16 protein-coding genes are annotated in these 15433 nt (G+C 66.0%); 6 read left to right on the forward strand and 10 right to left on the reverse strand.

Going from position 1 to position 15433, the window contains the following annotated elements; genetic code table 11:
• Positions 1-196 precede the first annotated feature (196 nt).
• Positions 197-904: a glutathione S-transferase N-terminal domain-containing protein gene (locus tag BCY78_RS13970; RefSeq protein ID WP_068302915.1), complete on the reverse strand. Its 708-nt coding sequence runs from the start codon at positions 902-904 to the stop codon at positions 197-199.
• A 164-nt stretch (positions 905-1068) separates the two neighbouring features.
• Between BCY78_RS13970 and mscL the strand changes: the two genes are divergently transcribed.
• Positions 1069-1521, forward strand: a complete 453-nt coding sequence (gene mscL, locus BCY78_RS13975; RefSeq protein ID WP_068302916.1) for a large conductance mechanosensitive channel protein MscL — start codon at positions 1069-1071, stop codon at positions 1519-1521.
• A 34-nt stretch (positions 1522-1555) separates the two neighbouring features.
• On the opposite strand, the gene BCY78_RS13980 is transcribed toward mscL, so the two are convergent.
• The 8 genes from BCY78_RS13980 to BCY78_RS14015 all read right to left on the reverse strand — a co-directional run bounded on the left by BCY78_RS13980 (position 1556) and on the right by BCY78_RS14015 (position 8581).
• Positions 1556-1915: a hypothetical protein gene (locus BCY78_RS13980; protein ID WP_068302920.1), complete on the reverse strand. Its 360-nt coding sequence runs from the start codon at positions 1913-1915 to the stop codon at positions 1556-1558.
• An 85-nt stretch (positions 1916-2000) separates the two neighbouring features.
• Positions 2001-2429, reverse strand: a complete 429-nt coding sequence (locus BCY78_RS13985) for a Na+/H+ antiporter subunit G (protein ID WP_068302922.1) — start codon at positions 2427-2429, stop codon at positions 2001-2003.
• Positions 2430-2439: 10 nt separating this feature from the next.
• The gene (locus BCY78_RS13990; RefSeq protein ID WP_068302925.1) at positions 2440-2709 is read right to left on the reverse strand and encodes a K+/H+ antiporter subunit F; all 270 of its coding nucleotides are present in this window, start codon (positions 2707-2709) and stop codon (positions 2440-2442) included.
• Positions 2706-3197: a Na+/H+ antiporter subunit E gene (locus BCY78_RS13995; RefSeq protein WP_068302927.1), complete on the reverse strand. Its 492-nt coding sequence runs from the start codon at positions 3195-3197 to the stop codon at positions 2706-2708. Before BCY78_RS13995 ends, BCY78_RS13990 begins: the two co-directional genes overlap by 4 nt.
• Position 3198: 1 nt before the next feature.
• Positions 3199-4908, reverse strand: a complete 1710-nt coding sequence (locus tag BCY78_RS14000) for a monovalent cation/H+ antiporter subunit D (protein ID WP_068302930.1) — start codon at positions 4906-4908, stop codon at positions 3199-3201.
• Between the two features lie 10 nt (positions 4909-4918).
• Complete coding sequence (locus BCY78_RS14005) at positions 4919-5266, reverse strand: Na+/H+ antiporter subunit C (RefSeq protein WP_068302931.1); 348 nt, start codon at positions 5264-5266, stop codon at positions 4919-4921.
• 1 nt (position 5267) lies between these two features.
• Positions 5268-8138 (reverse strand): monovalent cation/H+ antiporter subunit A, encoded by a 2871-nt coding sequence (locus tag BCY78_RS14010; RefSeq protein WP_068302939.1) that lies wholly within the window; start codon positions 8136-8138, stop codon positions 5268-5270.
• Positions 8139-8374: 236 nt separating this feature from the next.
• The gene (locus BCY78_RS14015) at positions 8375-8581 is read right to left on the reverse strand and encodes a cold-shock protein (RefSeq protein WP_068302942.1); all 207 of its coding nucleotides are present in this window, start codon (positions 8579-8581) and stop codon (positions 8375-8377) included.
• Between the two features lie 310 nt (positions 8582-8891).
• On the opposite strand from BCY78_RS14015, the gene BCY78_RS14020 reads away from it, so the two are divergent.
• The 5 genes from BCY78_RS14020 to BCY78_RS14040 are packed head-to-tail and all read left to right on the forward strand — an operon-like array spanning position 8892 to position 13967.
• Positions 8892-9602 carry a lytic transglycosylase domain-containing protein gene (locus BCY78_RS14020; RefSeq protein WP_233499410.1) on the forward strand — a complete coding sequence of 237 codons (711 nt, stop codon included), beginning with the start codon at positions 8892-8894 and terminating at the stop codon, positions 9600-9602.
• On the forward strand, positions 9599-11680 hold the full coding sequence (gene flhA, locus BCY78_RS14025; protein ID WP_068302945.1) for a flagellar biosynthesis protein FlhA: 2082 nt from the start codon (positions 9599-9601) through the stop codon (positions 11678-11680). The genes BCY78_RS14020 and flhA overlap by 4 nt, the downstream gene beginning before the upstream one ends.
• A complete protein-coding gene (locus BCY78_RS14030) occupies positions 11677-12474 on the forward strand; it encodes a flagellar biosynthetic protein FliR (RefSeq protein ID WP_083195038.1) in 798 nt (265 codons plus the stop codon). The genes flhA and BCY78_RS14030 overlap by 4 nt, the downstream gene beginning before the upstream one ends.
• Positions 12471-13571, forward strand: coding sequence for a flagellar biosynthesis protein FlhB (locus tag BCY78_RS14035; protein ID WP_068302948.1), 1101 nt, complete (start codon positions 12471-12473; stop codon positions 13569-13571). The genes BCY78_RS14030 and BCY78_RS14035 overlap by 4 nt, the downstream gene beginning before the upstream one ends.
• Before the next feature lie 12 nt (positions 13572-13583).
• Complete coding sequence (locus tag BCY78_RS14040) at positions 13584-13967, forward strand: hypothetical protein (protein ID WP_068302950.1); 384 nt, start codon at positions 13584-13586, stop codon at positions 13965-13967.
• Positions 13968-14258: 291 nt separating this feature from the next.
• Here BCY78_RS14040 and BCY78_RS14045 read toward each other — a convergent pair whose 3' ends face one another.
• Positions 14259-15419, reverse strand: coding sequence for a M20 aminoacylase family protein (locus tag BCY78_RS14045; protein WP_068302952.1), 1161 nt, complete (start codon positions 15417-15419; stop codon positions 14259-14261).
• Positions 15420-15433: the final 14 nt, after the last annotated feature.

Below are 15433 nucleotides of genomic sequence, written 5' to 3' on the forward strand. Positions count from 1 at the left end.
CCTCTTGCCACAAGGGCCCGGAGCTTGGCAATGCCGCCCCCCGTCCAAGGAACGACTTGGCCGGGGAACTGTGCCTTCGTGACACGCACCCCGGCCCGGTACAAGCGGAAAGTTCAGTTTGAATTGAACGATACCCCGGACCTGTGGCGGATTGGCCATGGCGGCCTGCCCCGGATCCGGCGCCGACCACAGGGCGTCAGGCCGGAACCGTCAGCCCGCGCTGCACCGCCGGCCGGGCGAGGAAACGTTCCAGCCAACCGGGTACGTTCTTCAGGCTGTCCCAGCCAACCATCGAGCCCGCGTCATAGAAGCCGACCAACGAGTTGATCCACGGCGCGGTGGCGATATCGGCGACCGAGTACTCGCCGACGATCCACGCGCGGCCCTCGAGCTGGCCATCCAGCACCTTGAGGAGACGCGCCGTTTCAGCGCGGTAGCGTTCCAGAGGGCGTTTGTCCTCGATCTCGCGCCCGGCGAACTTATGGAAGAAGCCCAGCTGCCCCAACATCGGGCCCACGCCGCCCATCTGCCACATGAGCCATTGCACCGCCTGCCAGCGCAGGGCGGGATCGGTGGGCAGGAACTGGCCCGACTTCTCGGCCAGGTACATCAGGATCGCCCCCGATTCGAACAGCGCGAGCGGCTTACCCCCCGGTCCGTTTGGATCGAGGATCGCCGGGATCTTGTTGTTCGGGTTCAGCGCCAGAAATTCCGGCGTGGTCTGGTCGTTGTCGCCAAAGGACAGGCGGTGGCCCTCATAGGCGATGCCGGTCTCTTCCAGCATCACGCCGACCTTCACGCCATTGGGCGTCGGCAGGGAGTAAAGCTGCAGAACCGACGGGTCCTTGGCCGGCCAGCGCTTGGTGATCGGATGCTCCGACAGCGAGGCGAATGTCTGCGTCATGTAAGTCCCTTTCCGCACGGGAAGAATTTCGGCTTGTATTGCCCCGGCAACAGGGCATCATCAGATGGCAGACGAGGTAAACAGCCCGTCTTGGCGGTTCAAGGGACCGTATGGCGCAAACACGCATCCGGGCAGAACGGCCCGGTCACAGAACGGGGCACGTCATGCTCAAGGAATTCAGAGATTTCATCGCCCGCGGGAATGTCATGGACATGGCCGTGGGTATCATCGTCGGTGCGGCCTTCACGGCCATCGTCAGCTCGCTGGTGGCCGATCTCATCAACCCGATCATCGGCCTGTTCACCGGCGGCGTCGATTTCACCAACAATTACTTCGTGCTGTCGGGCGAGGTTCCCGCCGATGCCAGCCTTGAAGCCGCGCGCGAATCCGGGGCGTCGATCTTCGCTTTCGGCTCGTTCATCATGGCCGTGATCAACTTCCTGATCATCGCCTGGGTGGTCTTCATGCTGGTCAAGGGCGTGAACAAGGTCAAGGACGCCGCCGTCCGCAAGGACGCCGAGCCCGTCACCTCGGACGAACCCGCCGCGCCGCCGCCCCCGTCGCCGGAAGCGCTGCTGACCGAGATCCGCGATCTGCTGAAAGAACGCACGGTCTGAGGACCACAGGCAGGGCCAAGCGCCCTGCCCCAAATCACGAGCCGGCGTCGAAAACCTCGTCGCCGGCTTTCCATTGCGCGGCCAGCGCGGCAAGGCTGTCGTCGCCCTCGGTCTTCAGCATCAGCGCATCCGCCCCGATCAGCGCGGCGATGCGCCAGGCGTCCAGCGCCGCAGCCCGGGCCGGCGCCCCTGCCCCCAGCATCTCCTCGATCGCCGAGGCCGCCAGCGTGAACGGCAGCGCCAAGGCCAGCGCCGGCAAGGTCGGTTGCACAGCCGAAAGCCCGAGGGCCAGATCCATAGCCACCGCGCGCGCCGTATCGCCCCGGACCAGCAACCGCGTGATCACGGTTTCGGTCAGGGCATCGATGGCCTCTGCATCCCACAAAAGCGGCATCCCAACCTGCGGCCCGGAAACGGATCCGGGCCGAGGTTTTTCATAATGCAAAGATCGCGCGACGGATACGTTCACGATCTGTCGATCAACGGGTTTTGTCCGGCGAGCCGGGTTCGACCGGCATCACATCCCGCACGCCGCGTGCCGGGCCGTCGGCCTCGAAGCTGGCCCAGCCTTCGCTGTCCTCGGGCTTGGGCAGGGTGTCGGGACGCTCGCGCATGTGCAGATGCACCTTGGCGATGAACAGCGCGGTAATGGGCGAGGTCAGCAGCAGGAAGATGGTGATCAGCAGCTCGTGCATCGACACCCGGCCTTCGGTCGCGAAGATGTAGATCATCGAGGCGATCAGCACGCCCCCGATCCCCAGCGTCGTGGCCTTGGTCGGCGCATGCAGGCGCGTCATCGGGTCGGGCAGCTTGATCAGGCCGTACGAGCCCACGAGGCCGAATATCCCCCCGGCCACGAGGAAGACGGTCACGGCGATTTCGCCCCAGAGCGGAAGGTTGTCGGTCATGGCGTGCCCCTCACTCGATGATGTCGCCGCGCAGCAGGAAGCGGCAGTAGCTGACGGTCGAGACGAAGCCCACGAGGGCGAACAGCATCGACACCTCGAAGAAGATCGGCGAGCCGAGCGCGATGCCCAAGAGGATCAGCAGCGCGATGGCGTTCACGGTCATCGTGTCCAGCGCGAGGATCCGGTCCGAGACCCGCGGCCCCTTGATCACGCGCCACAGGCACAGCAGCAGCCCCAGCGAGAACGAGCCGATGGCGAAGATGAGAGCATAGGTGATCATGCGAAGATCTCCTTCAGGCGGCGTTCGTAGCGGGCCTTGATGTCGTCGCGCACGGCGGCTGGATCGGGGGCATGCAGGGCATGGACGAGGATGGCGTGACCGTTCTCGGACAGATCGCACGAGACGGTGCCCGGCGTCAGCGTGATGGTCGCGGCCAGTGCGGTGATCGCCTCGGGCGTGCGGATGTCGAGCGGCACGCTGATCCACGCCGGTTGCAGATCGGCGCGGCGCTTGAACAGCACGATCAGCGCCACGTCGATATTGGCCTTCACGATGTCATAGAGCACGACGAAGACGTATTCGACGACCATCAGGGGACGGCTGAGGCGCGGCATCTCGGGCCAATAGGGCCGCGTGAGCATGGGGATGAAGATCCCCAGCAGCACGGCGAAGACCAGCGAGTTCACGGTGATCTGGTTGACCAGCAGAAGCCAGGTCGCGACCAGCGTCAGCGAGAGCAGCGGATGGGGAAATACACGGCGGAGCATGTCAGTGTCCCTCCTCGGCCGGGGTTTCGCTATGCGCGGGCGCGCCATGGTCGGCGCCGTGCAGATCATCGGCCAGCGCCTCTTCGGCCGCTTCACGCGCCGCGCGTTCCTCGGGCGAGCCGAGCACGGCATAGACATATTGCTGCGTGTCATAGAGCTGCGCGGCGGTGGCCTGCGCGAAGCGCGACACGGGGCCTGCGAAGACGGTCAGCGCGACCAGCAGGGCCAGCATTACGCCCAGCACCGCCTGCCCCAGACCGGAGATGGCGTTGGGGGCGATCTCGAAGGCTTCCTCGGCCTCGATGGCGTCGGCCTCTGCCTTTTCCTCGGCGGCGGTTTCGGCGGCGAGGTCATCGGCCTGCATCCCCGCGGTGACTTGCGGGCTGCTGGCATCAAACGGCCGCCAGAACAGGACCGAGCCCGCGCGGGCAAAGCCCACCACCGCGATCAGCGAGGTGCCGAGGATAAAGGCATAGCCCCAGCCCCACCACTCCTCGGCCCGGATGGCCTGCAGGACCATCAGCTTGCCCAGGAAGCCCGAGAGCGGCGGCATGCCAGCCAGCGCGATGGCAGCGAGGAAGTAGAAGACGGCGATCACGCCCGCCTTGTACATCGGCGCTTGCGGCAACAGGGTCGAATTCCCCCGGCGCGCCCGCACCTGATCGACGACGAGGAACAGCGCAGCCGCGGCCAGCGTCGAATGGATCATGTAATAGATCGCGGCCGACAGGGCCTCTTCGGTGAAGGTGCCGATGGCAAGGAACAGCGTCCCCATCGAGCCGATCACCCCAAACGAGACGGTGCGTGCCAGCGTGCCGCCGCCCAGAACGCCGATCATGCCGACGGTCAGCGTCACCAGTGCCGCAGGCACCATGACGTCCGAGACCAGCCCGCCGATCGACGGCAGCGTGTCGGGGAAGATCAGGGTGAAGACGCGGATCACCGAATAGGCACCGACCTTGGTCATCACCGCAAACAGCGCGGCGACCGGCGCCGGAGCCAGCGCATAGGTGTTCGGCAGCCAGAAATGCATCGGCAGCAGCGCGCCCTTCAGGATGAAGACCAAGAGAAGCAGCACCGCCGTCACCCGAACCAGCGCATCGTCGCCCGCCGGCAGCTGCGTCGCGCGCTCGGCCAGATCGGCCATGTTGAGCGTGCCGAACACGGCATAGAGGGTCCCCAGTGCGAACAGGAACAGGGTCGAACCGGCGAGGTTGTAGATGACGTATTGCACGCCGCCCCGCAGCCGCATCCGCCCGCCGCCATGCGTCATCAGGCCATAGGAGGCGATGAGCAGGATCTCGAAGAACACGAAGAGGTTGAAGATGTCGCCCGTCAGCATGGCGCCGAACAGGCCCATCAGCTGGAACTGGAACAGGGCGTGGAAGTTTCGGCCGCGTTGGTCCCAGCCGGTGGCGATGGCATAGGCCAGCACCAGAAGGCCCAGCACGGCGGTCAGCGTGACCATCAGGCCGGACAGGCGGTCCAGCACCAGAACGATGCCGAAGGGCGCGGGCCAGGAGCCCAGTTCATAGCTTTCGACCCCGCCTTGGGCCGCGCCGAACAGCAGGGCACCGGTCAGGCCGACCAGCAGCACCGCCGAGGCCAGCGCCGCCACGCGCTGCAGCAGCACGTCATGGCGCATCGTCAGGGTGATCATGGCCCCGATCAGGGCCGGCAGCACGATGGGTGCGATAATCCAGTGTTGCATGATCGGCCCCTCAGCGCCCGGTCTCGGGTTGTTCGCCGGGCTTCTCGATGTCGATCGCATCGGTCCCGGCATTCAGGTAGGCGCCAAGCGCCAGGATCACGACCAGTGCCGTCATCCCGAACGAGATCACGATGGCGGTCAGAACCAGTGCCTGCGGCAGCGGGTCGGTCGTGCGCTCCAGCTCGCCCAGGATCGGCGGGGCACCAGCCACCAGCCTTCCTGAGGCAAAGATGAAGACGTTGACGGCATAGGACAGCATGGCCAGCCCCAGCACGACGGGGAAGGTGCGCAGACGCAGCAGCAGGTAGATACCCGAGGCGGTCATGGCGCCGATGGCGGTCGCGACAAGGATCTCCATCTCAGCGGTCCTCCGGGTTCAGGTCACGGCTCATGTCGACACCCCCGACCGGATTGGCCGCACTGGGATCGACGTCCATGGGGGTCAGGTTGATGCCCTCGCCCGCGCGCCGGCCGATCCGGCTGAGCGAGGCCAGCGCCAGCATCACGGCACCCACAACGGCGAGGAACACCCCGAGGTCGAAGGCCGCCGCGCTGGCAAGGTGGATGTCATCCAAGGGCCAGATATGGACGTGGAAGTTGGTGGAGGTCAGGAAGTTCCAGCCCAGCACCACGCTGGCCGTGCCGGTCAGCACCGCGACCAGAACCCCGGCCGAGATCATCCCGTGATAGGCCACCTTCTGGCGCGCTTGGCTGAAGGCAAAGCCCGAGGCCATGTATTGCATCAGCAGCGCGATGGCGACGACGAGGCCGGCGATGAAGCCCCCGCCCGGCTGGTTGTGGCCGCGCAGGAAGATGTACATGCCAACGACCAGCGCGATCGGCAGCGCCACGCGGGTGGCCACCACCATCATCAGCGGGTGACGGTCGCGCGCCTGTGCCATGTCTGGCACCCAATTGGCCAACCGGCGCGAGGCCGGGCCTTGAAGCAGCCCCTCGACGATGGCGAAGATCACGAGGGCAGCGATGCCCAGCACGGTGATCTCGCCCATCGTATCAAAGCCCCGGAAGTCCACGAGGATCACGTTCACGACGTTGGTCCCGCCGCCGCCGATATAGCTGTTCTCGACATGGTAATCGGCGATGGTCGGCAGGCTCATGTCACGGGTCAGAATGGCATAGGCCAGCATCCCCACCCCGCCCCCGGTCGCAAGCGCGATCACGCCATCCCGCAGGCGGCGCGCGCCCGAGGATTCCACCGGGGTCTCCTTGGGCAGGTAGTTCAGCGCCAGAAGCAGCAGGATGATCGTCACCACCTCGACCGTGAGCTGCGTCAGCGCAAGGTCGGGGGCCGAGAATTGCACGAAGGTCATCGACACAACGAGGCCGCAGATCGAGATCACGATCAGCGAGACGAAGCGCATGCGGTGTGTCAGCACCACGCCCAGCGACGCGGCCATCAGCAGCGCGAAGAAGACCACCTCGACCGGGCCGATGGGCAGCAGCGGGCGCGTGCCCTGACTGAACTCGCCACCGGCAAAGGCCCAGGCACCGTAGACCAGGATCACCGTGGTGAAGATCCCCAGATAGCGGGAGATCGCCCCGTCATGCAGTGCATCGGTCAGCTCATTCGCGCCCTTGGCGGCGCGGTGGATGACCCAGTCGAACATCGCCTTGGCCTCGGGCCGGCGGGCGTTGTCCCAGATCGGCGCGAGGCTGCGCTGGAAGGCGAGGATCACGATGCCCACGCCAACCGCGATGCCCGACATGATCAGCGCCGCCGTCACCCCGTGCCACAATGCCAGATGGGTGTGGATCTCGCCCCCGGTGACGGCCGAGGCCACCACGTCGACGAAATGCCCCACGGTCTGGGCGGGGAACAGGCCGATCACCAGCACCATCACCACCAGGATCGCCGGCGACACCCACATGCCGAAGCCCGGGTCATGCGGCTTGTGCGGGTAATCGTCGCGCACCGGGCCGAGGAAGGTATGGACGATGAAACGGAAGGAATAGGCGACCGAGAAGATCGCGCCGATGGTCGCGAGAACCGTGAACCACGTCCCCTCCTCATGCGCGGCTTCCAGCATCATTTCTTTCGACAGGAAACCGTTGAACAGCGGGATGCCGGCCATCGACAGGGCCGCGATCGTACCGATCAGGAAGGTGACCGGCATCAGCTTGCGCAGGCCGCCCAGCAGGCGGATGTTGCGGGTATGGGCCTCGTGGTCGACGATGCCCGCGGTCATGAAGAGCGCCGCCTTGAAGGTGGCGTGGTTGATGATGTGGAACACCGCCGCCGTCGCCGCGTATTCGGTCCCAAAGCCCAGCAGCATGGTGATGAGGCCAAGGTGCGACACGGTCGAGAAGGCCAGAAGCGCCTTCAGGTCGTCCTTGAACAGCGCGATCACCGCGCCCAGCACCATGGTGATGAGGCCCGCGGTCGAGACGATCCAGAACCACTCGGGCGTGCCCGACAGCGCGGGCCAGAGGCGGGCCATCAGGAACAGGCCGGCCTTCACCATGGTGGCTGAGTGCAGATAGGCCGAGACCGGGGTCGGCGCGGCCATGGCGTGGGGCAGCCAGAAGTGGAACGGGAACTGCGCCGATTTGGTGAAGGCGCCGAGTAGGATCAGGATCAGCGCCGGCAGATACAGGTCCGACGAGCGGATCAGATCGCCGCTCTGGATGATCACCGAGATGTCGTAGCTGCCAACGATCTGGCCGAGGATCAGCATGCCCCCGATCATCGCCAAGCCGCCAAGCCCGGTCACGGTCAGCGCCATGCGCGCACCCTGACGCCCCTCGGGGAGGTGCTTCCAATAGCCGATCAGCAGGAAGGACGACAGCGAGGTCAGCTCCCAGAAGATCAGCAAAAGCAGGATGTTATCGGACAGGACAATGCCGACCATGGCGCCTTGGAACAGCAGCAGATAGGTGTAGAAATTGCCCATCGGGTCGGTTTTCGACAGGTAGAACCGCGCGTAGGTGATGATCAGCAGGCCGATGCCCAAGATCATCGTCGCGAACAGGAAACCCAGCCCGTCCAGCATGAAGGTGACGTTCAGGCCGATCTGCGGCAACCACTCCCAACCCTCGGTGACGACCTCGCCGCGCCACAGGACGGCGGGGGCGTTCATCATCAGGCCGATCAGCGCAAGGGCGGTGGTGGCGAAGGTCAGAGAAGCGCAGACATTGCGTCCGGCGCGGATCATCAGACCGGGCAGAAGCGCGCCGATGAAAGGCAGCGCCGCGATCAGGGCAAGGGACATGCGGGTTCCTTTGTCCGGGATGCCCCGCCGCGTCGCGGGGCAGAAATGGGAGGGCGGACCGAGCGGGTCCGAGCCCTTAAAATTGAAAACACCCCCCCGGTGTCAAGCGAAACCGGACCGACATAGTCAGGATTTCACCGGGCAAAAGAAAACGGGCGGTACCTGTACCGCCCGTCCCGAATTCACTGTGACATTTCGCCTCGGGCCGAAGGGCCGGCAAGGCGTGTCGTGGCCGATCAGGCCAGCGCGAGGTTGCTTGCCGACTCGCGGCCGTCGCGGCTGGTTTCCAGATCGTAGGTGACCTTTTGGCCATCCTCGAGGCCACGCAGGCCGGCGCGCTCAACAGCGCTGATGTGCACGAAGATATCCTTCGAGCCGCCTTCCGGCTGGATGAAGCCGTAGCCTTTGGTGGCGTTGAACCATTTCACGGTGCCATTGGCCATCGTGTGTACTCCTGAGTTGCGCTGCCCACAGTATGCGGCAGCCCGGCTCTGTCAGATCTTGATCGAGCACGAGGCGGCCGGTGGCCAACAGCAAGTCGAAGGAAATAACGTAGCGCCCCGATACATGCGACAGATCGCTGTTATTTTCAAGGGTAAACACAAGTTCCGTGGGAAAACCGCCGATGGAGGCCGGAAACAATCCGCCGGTTTCACCCGCTTTGCCACATTCCTGCCTGCCCCTGTAAACGCTTCATAAACCTCGCTCTCGGTAAGGTGCGGCTAACGACCGGCCCCTTTTCCGGAACATGCGATGAAGAAATCTCGCCTGATGATCGCCACGCTGTGGCTTGCCCTTGCCGCCGCGCCCCAAGCCTGGGCGCGCGCTGAGCTTTGCGAAGCCGCCGCCGCCGCCGCCGCGCGAGAGGCCGGTGTCCCCGTGGACGTGATGCTCGCCATTTCCCTGACCGAAACCGGCCGCCGCAGCGACGGCCGTCTGCGCCCCTGGCCCTGGACCGCAAATGCCGAGGGTGAGGGCCATTGGTTCGAAACCCGTCAGGAAGCCGCCGATTTCGCCCGCCGCCTTCTGGCACGCGGGCAGCCGTTGTTCGATCTCGGCTGCTTCCAGATCAACTGGCGCTGGCACGGCGAGAATTTCTCGCGCCCCGAAGACCTGCTGGACCCGATGGTCGCCGGCCGCTACGCCGCGCATCTGATCGCCCGCCTGCATGACGAGTTCGGCAGCTGGGAAGGCGCCGCCGGGGCCTATCACTCGCGCACGCCGCAATACGCCAACCGCTACCGCGCCCGCTTCGCCGAGATGCGCGACAGCCTGCGCGATGCCCCCCTGCCCGACGAGACCGTTGTCGCCACGCGCGCCGATGACGCCTATCCCGGCGGGCTGCGCATCAACACCTTCCCGCTGCTGCTGGCCGATGGCGCCGCCGCGACCGCTCCAGCCACGGGATCGCTTGTCCCGATGGGTCTCACCTCCGCCCGTCCGCTTTTCGAGGCCGCTCCATGAACCTCTCCGTGAAGAACCTGTTCCAGCCCACCGTGTTGCTGGCCATGGCGCTGATGGCGGTCATCGTGATGATGATCCTGCCGATGCCCTCGTGGATGCTGGACATCGGCCTCGCGACCTCGTTCGCGCTGGCGATCCTGATGTTCACCATCACGCTCTTCATCGAGCGCCCGCTGGACTTCTCGATCTTCCCGACGGTGCTGCTGGCCTCGCTGATGCTGCGCCTGTCGCTGAACGTCAGCTCCACCCGCCTGATCATCGGCGAGGGTCATACCGGCCCCGGTGCCGCGGGCTCGGTCATTCAGGGCTTTGCCAGCTTCATCATGGGCGGCAACATCTTCCTCGGGGTGGTGGTCTTCTGCGTCATCCTGATCGTGAACTTCATCGTCATCACCAAGGGCGCGGGCCGGATGGCCGAGGTGGGCGCCCGCTTCGCCCTGGACGCCATGCCCGGCAAGCAGCTGGCCATCGATGCCGACATGTCGGCCGGTGCCATCAGCCATGCCGAAGCCAAGGCCCGCCGCGAGAAGGACCAGGCCGAGACGACCTTCTTCGGCTCGCTCGACGGTGCGTCGAAATTCGTGAAGGGCGACGCGGTCGCGGGCCTGCTGATCACCACGCTGAACATCATCGTCGGCCTGATGATGGGCACGCTGGTGCATGGCATGCCTGTGGGCGAGGCCTTCGAGACCTATGCCATCCTCACCGTGGGTGACGGCCTCGTCGGCCAGATCCCGGCCGTCGTCATCTCGATCGCCGCGGCCCTGCTGCTGGCCCGTGGCGGTGCCAATGGTGCGACCGACATCGCGCTGGTCGGGCAGCTCGGCAAGTACCCGGCCGCCCTTCTGACCGTGGCCGTGCTGATGGGCCTCTTCGCGCTGATCCCCGGCCTGCCCTTCCTGCCCTTCGTCACCGGTGCCGCGATCCTTGGCGCGGCCGGCTGGTGGGCCCGCAAGAACAACGCCAAGCAGGCGGTTGCCGCGGATCAACCGACGATCGAGGAAGAGAAGCCGACCTCGCTGGGCGATGTGCTGGACCTCGACGAGGTGCATGTGACCTTCGCCGCCGATCTGGTGCCGATGGTGCTGGACCCGGCCACCGGCCTCGACGCGCGGATCATGAACATGCGCAACCACGTCGCGCGGCATTACGGCCTGATCCTGCCCGAGATCCGCCTGACGGACGAAGCGACCCTCAATCCCGGCGAATACGCGATCCTCATCCAAGGGGTCGAGCAAGGCCGCGACAAGCTGCGGCCCGACGCCCGCCTCGCCCTGCTGCCCGAAGGGGGCGGCGCCGGTGCCCCTCCGGGAACCGATGTGCGCGAGCCGGTCTATGCGGCCCCTGCCCGCTGGATCTCGCCGCATGACGAGGAAACGGCAATCATGAGCGGTCTGACCGTCGTCGGCCCGGCCGAGGTTCTGGCCACCCACCTGCTGGAAGTGCTGAAGATGAACTTCGCGCGACTGCTGTCGCTGCGCGGCCTGCGCCGGATGCTGGACGAGATGACCAACCTGTCGGACCCTGCCCGCGCTCAGGCCAACCGCCGCCTCATCGACGAGCTGATCCCCGACAAGGTGCCGGTGGACATGCTGCTCTCAGTGCTGCGTCTGCTGCTGGACGAGCGTGTGTCGATCCGCAACATGCCCCTGATCCTCGAGAGCATCTCGGAGCTGCGCGTGTCGCATCTGACGCCGGAAGCCGTGTGCGAGCATGTGCGCCAGCGTCTGGGCTTCCAGCTGGTTGCCGGTCTCAAGCGCCGCGATGGCACCCTGCCGCTGGTGCAGCTGGCCCCGGAATGGGAAGAGGTCTTCATGCGCTACCAGATCGACGGCGAGCGCGGCGGCATGGACATCGCCCTGCCCCCGGCCGATTTCGGCAAGCTGGCCAACGCCTTGTCCAAGACCTTCGCCGAGCTGGCCGAGGAAGGCACCCATGCCGCCCTCGTCTCGCCCTCGCGCCGTCGCCGCTTCCTGCGCACGGTGATGGCCGCCCGCGACGTAGGCGCGCCGGTGCTGGCCTTCGAGGAAATTGGCATGGACGCGCGTCCGGCCCTCGTCGGGCAGATCGCGGCATGACGCCGGACTTGATCCAGGCCCTGACCGCCCTGACCGTGCAGATCCAGGCCTGGTTCCTGGGCGGCGCGCTGGTCTTCGTGCGGATCGGGCCGATGTTCTCGCTGTTGCCGATTTATGGCGAGCGCAGCGTGCCGGCCCGCGTGAAGATCATCGCCGCGCTGGCGACCACGCTGGTGGTCACCCCGGCCGTCGTCGGCGACATCCCCGTTCCCGGCGAGGGGCCGATCGGCTGGTTCCTGTTTCTCGCGCCGGAATCGATGATCGGCGTGATGCTGGGCATGGCCCTGCGGCTGATCTTCATGGTCCTGATGATCGGCGGCACCATGGCCGCGCAGGCAACCTCGCTGTCGCAAGCCTTTGGCGGTGCCGGGGCCGAACCTCAGCCCGCGATCTCGCATGTGCTGGTGATGGCCGGGCTTTGCATGGCCGCCATGGCCGGGATGCCCGAGCGTCTGGTGCAATACATCGTGCTGTCCTACGACCTGTTCTCGCCCGGCCAATGGCCCCTGCCCTCGGCCGTGGCCGAATGGGGCATCGCTCAGGTCTCGCGCGCCTTCGCGCTGGGGTTCTCGCTGGCGGCGCCCTTCGTGATCGGCGCGGGCCTCTACAACCTTGCGCTCGGGGCGATCAACCGGGCCATGCCGCAGCTCATGGTGGCCTTCGTCGGCGCACCGGCCCTGACCTTGGGCGGGATGCTGCTGTTCCTCGTCGCCGCGCCGATCATGCTGTCGGTCTGGCTGCCCGCTTTCCTTGAGGTCCTGTCGGATCCCACGACGCAATCGGTGATGCCGTGAGCGGGGGTGGCGATGACGACAGCTCAGACAAGCCGCACGAGGCCTCTGCGCGAAAGCTCGAAGAAGCCCGCAAGAAGGGCGACATCCCGCGCATGGCCGACCTCACGGCGGCCGTCGCGACCGGATCCTTCCTGCTGCTGGTCCTGTTGCCCGGCGGCTGGGTCCCCCCGCGGATCGGTGAGCTGGGCCAAGGCCTGCTCACCCGCGCCGACAGCCTCGGGCCCTTGCTGCTGGATGGCGGCACGGCCATGGGCGGCACCATTCTGCGCAACGTCGGCATCGCCATGGCGCCGGCACTGATCGTCCCCGGTTTCATCGTCCTTGCCATTCTCATCGCCATGAAGGGTCTCGTGTTCGCTCCGGATAAGTTGCAGCCGAAACTGTCCCGCATCTCGCCCCTGTCGAACGCCAAGAACAAGTTCGGCATCTCGGGGCTGGTGGAATTCGCCAAATCCTCGGTCAAGCTGGTGATCTATGCCACCTTGCTGTGGCTGTTCCTGCTCTCGCGCCTGCCGACGCTGGTGTCGACCATCGGTGCCAGCCCGGGTCAGGCGACCCTGGCCCTGATGCGCATGATGGTCGAGTTCATGGCCCTCGTGGTGCTGATCATGCTGGTGATCGGGGGGCTCGATTTCTTCTGGCAATCGTTCGATCACAAACGCCGTCAGCGCATGTCGCATCAGGAGCTGAAGGAAGACCACAAGCAGTCCGAGGGTGACCCCTTCGTCAAGGGCCAGCGCCGGCAGCGCGCGCAGGAAATCGCCATGAACCAGATGCTGGCGGATGTGCCCAAGGCCGCCGTGGTCATCGTCAACCCGACGCACTACGCCGTGGCGCTGAAATGGACACCGAATGGCGCCTTGGCCCCGGTCTGTGTGGCCAAGGGCGTGGACGAAGTCGCCGCCCGCATCCGCGAGAAGGCCAACGAGGCCGGTGTGCCGATCCATTCCGATCCGCCCACCGCCCGCGCCCTCTATGCGACGATCAAGATCGGCGAGGAAATCACGCCCGAGCATTACGCCCCGGTCGCCGCCGCGATCCGCTTCGCCGAGGCCATGCGCCTCAAGGCGATGGCCCGTGGCACCTGGAAATCGTAACGGAGCCGACAGATGGACAGCAAACAGGCGCGCAACCTCGGACGGCTGGCAGAGCTGGCGAAGATGAAGCGCGAGGCCGAGCTGGCCAAACTCGCCGCCGTCTCGCAATCGCGCAACCGCCTGCAGCAGGCCGTCGCCGCCCTGCGCAATGCCGAAGCGCCGCTGGATCCGGACGAACAGGCCAACGACCCGGCGATGATCAAGGCGCGGATGGCCCATCGCCGCTGGGGCGAGGCGCAACAGCGGCGCCTGAACCAGCAGCTTGCCATGGTCACGGCCGACTGGCTGCGCCAGAAACCCGCCGCCGCAAAGGCCTTCGGCCGCGCCGCCGTTCTGGATCAGCTGACCGAACAGGCCTGGGCCGAGGTCAAGGCGGAAAAGGCCAAGCCCGACTGATCCCTCACCTTGTCGGAAATACCCCGGAACGACCTCAACGAAACCGAGGGCCAGCGACCGTCCGCGGGTGGGCGCTGCAACATCGGATTAGCGCACTTTATCGTGCCAAATCTGCATGACCGTGTCATTGCAGTGTAACGTTGCAAAAGCGCCCGCCCGAGGGGGCGGACGGGCGCTGGCCCGGCGCGCTTCGCGCTTGATTCCGGGCCAAGGGGCATCGGCCCGTTGTTGCGCCAAGACCTCTCGCAGGAAGTCCAGAAGAAGCCGCACCCCCTCAGGCCGCTCCCCCCGTCACGCCGGCATGCGCTGCTCGACGATCTCGGCCCACCACGAACAGCCTGCCGGGATCGCGTTGTCGTCGAAATCATAGGCCGGGTGGTGCACCATCGCCGTGTCGCCATTGCCGACGAGGATATAGGCGCCCGGCCGTTCCTCCAGCATATAGGCAAAGTCCTCGCCGCCCATGACCAGCGGCGCCTCGGCGCAGGAGCCCGAGACCTTCGTCGCCACCGACGCCGCGAAATCGGTCTGGTCGGGCGCGTTGACCATGACCGGATAGCCCGGACGCCAATCGACCTCGACCTTGGCACCAAAGCCAGCAGCGACACCTTCGGCCAAAGCCTTCATCCGAACCTCGGCCAGCTTTCGGGTGTCAGGGTCCATGGTGCGCACTGTGCCGCGCAGCTCTACATGCTGCGGGATCACGTTGAACGCCTGCGATTCCGTCTGGAACGAGGTAACCGAGACCACGAGATTCTGCACCGGATCATGGTTGCGGCTGGCGATGGTCTGCAGCGCCGTCACCAGATGCGCGGCGACGACCGTGGTGTCGACCGTCTCGTGAGGCTTCGCGGCATGACCGCCCTTGCCCTCGACCTTGATCACGAAGGTATCCGTCGCGGCGAAGAAGGCCCCCGGCCGGATGGCGAATTGACCCGTCGGCAGGCCCGGCCAATTGTGCATGCCGTAAACCTCTTGGATGTTCCAGCGGTTCATCATGCCTTCGTCGCACATGACCTTGCCGCCGCCGCCTCCCTCTTCGGCGGGCTGGAAGATCACCACGACGGTGCCGTCGAAATTGCGCGTCTCGGCCAGATACTTGGCGGCACCCAGCAGCATCGCGGTATGGCCGTCATGGCCGCAGGCATGCATCTTGCCCGGCGTTTTCGAGGCATGCTCGACGCCCGAGGCCTCGAAGATCGGCAGCGCGTCCATATCGGCGCGCAGCCCCACCACCTTGCCCGAGCCGGTGGCGCGGCCCTTGATCACGCCCACGACGCCGGTACGGCCGATGCCCTCGACCACCTCGTCGCAGCCGAATTCGCGCAGCTTCTCGGCGACGATGCCGGCGGTACGATGGGTGTCGAACAGAAGTTCAGGGTTCTCATGGAAGTCGCGCCGCCACGCGGTGATCTCGGGCAGCAATTCGGCGAAACGGTTCTTGACCGGCATTGTCTTCTCTCTCT

It is taken from the genome of Pararhodobacter sp. CCB-MM2, assembly GCF_001691415.1.
GTDB lineage: Bacteria > Pseudomonadota > Alphaproteobacteria > Rhodobacterales > Rhodobacteraceae > Pararhodobacter.

What these genes read in the sequence shown, in the direction of transcription:
- BCY78_RS13970 (WP_068302915.1), bottom strand. Translation starts at nt 904, where the DNA reads ATGACGCAGACATTCGCCTCGCTGTCGGAGCATCCGATCACCAAGCGC.
- mscL (WP_068302916.1), top strand. Translation starts at nt 1,069, where the DNA reads ATGCTCAAGGAATTCAGAGATTTCATCGCCCGCGGGAATGTCATGGAC.
- BCY78_RS13980 (WP_068302920.1), bottom strand. Translation starts at nt 1,915, where the DNA reads ATGCCGCTTTTGTGGGATGCAGAGGCCATCGATGCCCTGACCGAAACC.
- BCY78_RS13985 (WP_068302922.1), bottom strand. Translation starts at nt 2,429, where the DNA reads ATGACCGACAACCTTCCGCTCTGGGGCGAAATCGCCGTGACCGTCTTC.
- BCY78_RS13990 (WP_068302925.1), bottom strand. Translation starts at nt 2,709, where the DNA reads ATGATCACCTATGCTCTCATCTTCGCCATCGGCTCGTTCTCGCTGGGG.
- BCY78_RS13995 (WP_068302927.1), bottom strand. Translation starts at nt 3,197, where the DNA reads ATGCTCCGCCGTGTATTTCCCCATCCGCTGCTCTCGCTGACGCTGGTC.
- BCY78_RS14000 (WP_068302930.1), bottom strand. Translation starts at nt 4,908, where the DNA reads ATGCAACACTGGATTATCGCACCCATCGTGCTGCCGGCCCTGATCGGG.
- BCY78_RS14005 (WP_068302931.1), bottom strand. Translation starts at nt 5,266, where the DNA reads ATGGAGATCCTTGTCGCGACCGCCATCGGCGCCATGACCGCCTCGGGT.
- BCY78_RS14010 (WP_068302939.1), bottom strand. Translation starts at nt 8,138, where the DNA reads ATGTCCCTTGCCCTGATCGCGGCGCTGCCTTTCATCGGCGCGCTTCTG.
- BCY78_RS14015 (WP_068302942.1), bottom strand. Translation starts at nt 8,581, where the DNA reads ATGGCCAATGGCACCGTGAAATGGTTCAACGCCACCAAAGGCTACGGC.
- BCY78_RS14020 (WP_233499410.1), top strand. Translation starts at nt 8,892, where the DNA reads ATGAAGAAATCTCGCCTGATGATCGCCACGCTGTGGCTTGCCCTTGCC.
- flhA (WP_068302945.1), top strand. Translation starts at nt 9,599, where the DNA reads ATGAACCTCTCCGTGAAGAACCTGTTCCAGCCCACCGTGTTGCTGGCC.
- BCY78_RS14030 (WP_083195038.1), top strand. Translation starts at nt 11,677, where the DNA reads ATGACGCCGGACTTGATCCAGGCCCTGACCGCCCTGACCGTGCAGATC.
- BCY78_RS14040 (WP_068302950.1), top strand. Translation starts at nt 13,584, where the DNA reads ATGGACAGCAAACAGGCGCGCAACCTCGGACGGCTGGCAGAGCTGGCG.
- BCY78_RS14045 (WP_068302952.1), bottom strand. Translation starts at nt 15,419, where the DNA reads ATGCCGGTCAAGAACCGTTTCGCCGAATTGCTGCCCGAGATCACCGCG.